Source organism: Kaistella sp. (assembly GCF_049588135.1).
Taxonomy (GTDB): Bacteria; Bacteroidota; Bacteroidia; order Flavobacteriales; family Weeksellaceae; genus Kaistella.
Genome location: NZ_JBAVFG010000177.1, coordinates 1 through 4,859, shown reverse-complemented (window position 1 = coordinate 4,859; position 4,859 = coordinate 1). Strand labels below are relative to the sequence as shown.

The window sequence follows — 4,859 nt, the reverse complement described above, 5'->3', positions numbered from 1 at the left end:
GCCTAGCAAAATCTTCTATTTTGCCTCTTTTAATCCCTGCTTTATAAACCAAACTTTTCAACAAAAAAACCAATCTGGCTTATAAAATTGCGCTCTAACGTTTAAGGCTTTGCGAAGTGGCGGATTTTCAGCACAAAACTTCAATTGAAAAACTGAACTTGAACCTTGCACTAAACTGTCATAGAAGCACTTAGCCCGCCATTTTGCAAAACCCCTGTTACCTGCCGTATTTTTATTTTCGCTGTTTTATTTGCATATATGATAATAATTGTCGAATATTGCAATACAAATCCATTGAATTATGTCAAACTGGGATGATAAAGCAAAACGATTACTAAAGTCAGAATTAGTCAAACGTGGCGTGTCGAACACAGATTTAGTTCTGTTATTGAATGAAATAGGTGTTGAAGAAACCAAGGCAGGCATTGATAGTAAAATCAGCCGTGGTAGTTTTAGTGCTACTTTTCTGTTGCAATGTCTTACCGTAATTGGTTGCCAAAAAATTGAAATTGAAGATTACGAAAGTCAATTGTTAATGGTTGCGGAACCGAATGAACCTTATAAAAAAAGTGTAAAATGAAAAACAATACTGTAAAATTCATTGACCTTTTTGCAGGTCTTGGTGGAATTCGATTAGGTTTTGAAAAAGCATTTAAAGATGTTGGGATGGAAACCGAATGTGTGATGACTTCAGAAATAAAACCTTATGCGGTAAAAACTTTGAAACATAATTTCGGGCACGATTTTTTGGCTGGCGATATTTTTGAAATTCGCAATGAATTCATTCCCGATTTTGATTTTCTTTTAGGTGGTTTTCCTTGTCAGCCTTTTAGTGCAGGTGGGAAACGTCAAGGATTTTTAGACACAAGAGGAACTTTGTTTTTCGAAATCGAAAGAATATTAAGAGAAAAAAAACCGTATGGTTTTATTCTTGAAAACGTAGAAGGCTTGGTAAAACACGATTTAGAAAATAAGAATGATGAAATTGGCAGAACATTAAAAACCATTTTGCATACACTCGAAAATGAGTTGGGTTACAAAACAAGTTGGAAAGTTTTTGATAGTTTAGAGTTTGGTTTGGCGCAATCTCGAAAAAGAATTTTCATAGTCGGAACAAAAGATGAGAAGATTAATTTGAACGGAAACGAACCACGGTTTAAAGCTTTGGAAAGTGTTTTAGAAAAAGGATTGCCAACCTTAAAATCTGATTTTATTGACAAGCTTTTGGCTCATTTTCCATTTGAAGATTTGTATGGAAAATCTATAAAAGACAAACGAGGTGGTGATAACAATATTCATAGTTGGGATATTGAAATTAAAGGGAGTGTATCAAAACAGCAAGCTGAAATTCTGAACAAATTGTTTAAGCAAAGACGTAAAAAACAATGGGCTGTAGAAATCGGAATTGATTGGATGGATGGAATGGCTTTGACTTTAGAGCAAATAAATACGTTTATTGATTTGCCAAAAACTGAATTAAAAACCTTATTAGAAGATCTTACTAAAAAGGGATATTTGAAATTTGAACATCCTAAGAAGTTGGTCAAGCTTCAAACAGAAAATGGCATTTCAACTTCACGAGTATATGACGAAACCAAACCTAAAGGTTACAATATTGTAACTGGAAAATTGAGTTTTGAAATAAATAAAGTACTTGACCCAAAAGATATTGCTCCAACTTTAGTAGCAACAGATGTTTCTCGATTAGCTGTTCCAGACGGAAATGGTTTGAGAAGATTGACTATTCGTGAGGGTTTACGACTGTTCGGTTATCCCGAATGGTACGAAATTCCAACAAAAGAGTATGATGCTTTCGATTTGTTAGGAAATACGGTTGCCGTTCCTGTGGTGGAATTTGTTGCCTCAAAAATAGTAGAAACTATAAATTTCGAATTTATGGGTTGGGATAATATTCATTCAAAACTTCATCAAGTACATTGAGAGTTCTTTGATTAAATACAAAATCGCTTGCATCATAAATTCTATGCAAATCGTTTTGTCTTCCAACCCATCCAAAACCATCGCAGTAATTCAGCATAATAATTTTATTTGCTCGATGATTTGCATTATGTCGCATTAAAGCACCATAGAACTCTACAAGTTGGTCGGCTCTTTTTGATTGACCGCTTCCAGTGGTTATGTTATAAGAAGATTCTATTAAAATAATTGGAGCGTCAACACTTGGTATTAGAAAATCTATGTTTTTATTTAGAAGAGGAAACTCCTTTTGAAGTTCATATTTCAAAGAAGCATTCGTATTAATTTTGTAATTATCAAGTCTCGATTGGATAATCTTCTCAACGTGAGCTCCAACTTTGTTTGAATACTTGTCTTGAATTTCATTATCGTTTAAAATTCTTTCAACATATTTGTAATCTCTTAAATCTTCAATGAAGTCAATTTCGTTAAGCTTGAAATTTCGCATATAATAAAGAGGAATTTCAGCACCGATTCTTGAATTCCTCCCGTTTATAAAAAATTCAATTAGAAGAATGCGAAATTCTACATCATTTTGAATAGTTCGACTAATTCTTCTGACATCCCATTCTGTTCTAAATTCTTCTCCATTAAAACGATATCTCAAAAGAGAAACTACTCTTTTGAGTCTTTCTTCGGAAAGTCCGATTAAAGAAACAAAAGCTTTCAATTTTTCTACTGGAGAAAAATTATCTACCTCAGTCAAGAAGATGGATAATTCTTCTGGACTTGAGAAACGATTACAATTTGCATTAATATAATTTGTTAATGGCTCGATTGATAGTAAAAAATTATTATCAAAATCGTCATCAATCATAAATGACATACTATTCTTCCAATCTTCAAATGATATTTTCGGCATTTTTATACTTTTGGTAAATTTAGTTTTTTTCTTCTAGTTTTTCTTTGTGTCTGGTTTTAATATGGCAGGTAACGTTTTGCGGCTTTGCGATGGTGCGGCTTAATATGACAAATCTTTCTATTCTAAGGTAATCTTCGGAATATCTAAAATCTTTAAACTTGGCGAAATCCCGCACTATTGCAAAACCGCTGTTATACGGCGGCATTATTTTTCGTTTAATATTTCATTCACATAATTAACCCAATCGTGTTGGGGGATACTTTTGTCAATGTAATAGTCAGGTTGAATTCCTTTTCCATCAATTTCCATATCTGGTATTCTCAAACTTTTTGAAAGCGAATAACCTAATTTAAATTCTTTACAAGGTGATTCAACAGAATACATATTTGAAATATCTAAAACTCCCGCAGTAGTTGTACCAAAAAGTTTTACCTTTTTACTTTGTTTTGCAGCCAAGAGAAATTGTTCTGCTGTACTTCCATTTTTGTGATTAATTATAATTCCAATGTTTTTTGGATAAGGTAAAATTTTATTTAATTTTTCCTCGTCGATTATTTTTCCATCGCCATTTCCCTGTATCATTACAAACTTTCCTAAATTAGCGTTTAATTTATCATAAGCCTTCTTTATATATTCTCTATCTTCTTTAGAGTAACCATACTTTTCATAGTTCTCATAAGAATCTAACATTCTTTTATTATTCAAAACTGTTGAATACATTTGCGTTCTTACGGTTCTAATTGGATTTGTATAAATGTATGGTATAAGTTTTGAATAACTATTATCATCTCCACCACCATTATTTCTCAAATCAATAATTAAATTTTCCCTGCTTTCAATTTTTTGTTTATTTACAAGTAGAATGCTGTCAATATATTTTTTTTGTGAACCATCAAAAGTAGGGATTCGTAATAAAAGTGTTGAATTGTTAATTTCCTCTAAAAATGGTTTTTGTGAAGAGATAGATTTGAAATAAGTGTCAATTGCTTTATCATTTTCAAATTTCGGCGAAACTCTTTTCAATATTATATCGTTTATTACTAAATAATTTTTCCCTATGATTTGAACATTTTTAATCTCTTGCGAACTTTTATTTCGTAGATAAAAACTTCCTGTTTTTTTATCCGAACCAATATTAAATTTTAAATCATTTGGCTTCCAATTGTCTAAACCTTGTGCACTCACAATAAAGCCTTTGTAATCATTGTCAATTTTTTTTACGGCAATAATATAAGGACTTGTTTCCCAAACGCCTTCTAAGTCTGCTTCTTTTTTTGAATTCAGATATTTCTCAAATTTTTTCAAATCTATTTTTACTGTTTCCCAATTTTTTACATTTTTGGTTTGCAGATCATTTTTAACCTCCGAAGTGTTTTGTTGTTCGTTTAATGAAATTGAAAAGTGATCCGCACGAAAGAATTTTAACCAATCGTAAATTGTTTGTGTGCACTCAATATTAGACTTTGCATTTCTTATTTTATATAGAAATTCAGAATTGTGAGCATTATAAGCAGACAATCCTTTTTTGTCAATCGCATATTGAGATCCCGCGTCATTTTCTTCAAACGTTTTTTTTACCCACTGAAAATTAGTTTCACAATTACAATTTTGGGCGTAAGTGAAAGTTGAAATCCCTAAAAATAATAAAATTAAAATATAAATTTTTTTCATAGTTTTTTATGCGGTTTTTTGGATATGCTGTTGTATAACGTTTTTCAGCTTGGCGAAGTGGCGGAAATCGAAGCGCAAAACTTCAACTTTGCAGAAAAGTTGAACCGAAGAATAACTGTCGAATTTAGCACTAAACCCGCCATTTTGCCAAACTGATGTTATGTGCATACTCTTTTTCTGTTATTAATTGGTCCAAACCTTAATTATCGGTTCTCTATATTCTTCGTCTTTTTCGTGGATTTCAATTTCTCCTTTTTCAGTGTTTATGTTTAAGAAAATTTCTGAATATAAATTTTCATCTTCTTCTGAAAAAAATAGTTTCAGTTTGTAATAATCCTTTTTTTCAAGG

Annotated in this window: 5 protein-coding genes; 2 read left to right on the top strand and 3 right to left on the bottom strand. The window is 31.5% G+C overall.

The window, feature by feature from the left end:
* The first annotated feature begins 301 nt into the window (after nt 1-301).
* Together WBY99_RS09855 and dcm are read left to right on the top strand one after the other, a co-directional pair.
* Nucleotides 302-580 carry a DUF6471 domain-containing protein gene (locus WBY99_RS09855; RefSeq protein WP_423976160.1) on the top strand — a complete coding sequence of 93 codons (279 nt, stop codon included), beginning with the start codon at nt 302-304 and terminating at the stop codon, nt 578-580.
* Entirely contained in the window at nt 577-1,941 is a 1,365-nt protein-coding gene (gene dcm / locus WBY99_RS09850; protein WP_423976159.1) for a DNA (cytosine-5-)-methyltransferase, read from the top strand. Before WBY99_RS09855 ends, dcm begins: the two co-directional genes overlap by 4 nt.
* Here the strand turns inward: dcm and WBY99_RS09845 are convergent.
* The 3 genes from WBY99_RS09845 to WBY99_RS09835 are packed head-to-tail and all read right to left on the bottom strand — an operon-like array spanning nt 1,895 to nt 4,510.
* Nucleotides 1,895-2,839 carry a DpnII family type II restriction endonuclease gene (locus WBY99_RS09845; protein ID WP_423976158.1) on the bottom strand — a complete coding sequence of 315 codons (945 nt, stop codon included), beginning with the start codon at nt 2,837-2,839 and terminating at the stop codon, nt 1,895-1,897. The two genes, dcm and WBY99_RS09845, sit on opposite strands and share 47 nt — an antisense overlap.
* Nucleotides 2,840-2,858: 19 nt before the next feature.
* The gene (locus tag WBY99_RS09840; protein WP_423976157.1) at nt 2,859-3,044 is read right to left on the bottom strand and encodes a hypothetical protein; all 186 of its coding nucleotides are present in this window, start codon (nt 3,042-3,044) and stop codon (nt 2,859-2,861) included.
* On the bottom strand, nt 3,044-4,510 hold the full coding sequence (locus WBY99_RS09835; protein ID WP_423976156.1) for a S41 family peptidase: 1,467 nt from the start codon (nt 4,508-4,510) through the stop codon (nt 3,044-3,046). Before WBY99_RS09835 ends, WBY99_RS09840 begins: the two co-directional genes overlap by 1 nt.
* Nucleotides 4,511-4,859 lie beyond the last annotated feature (349 nt).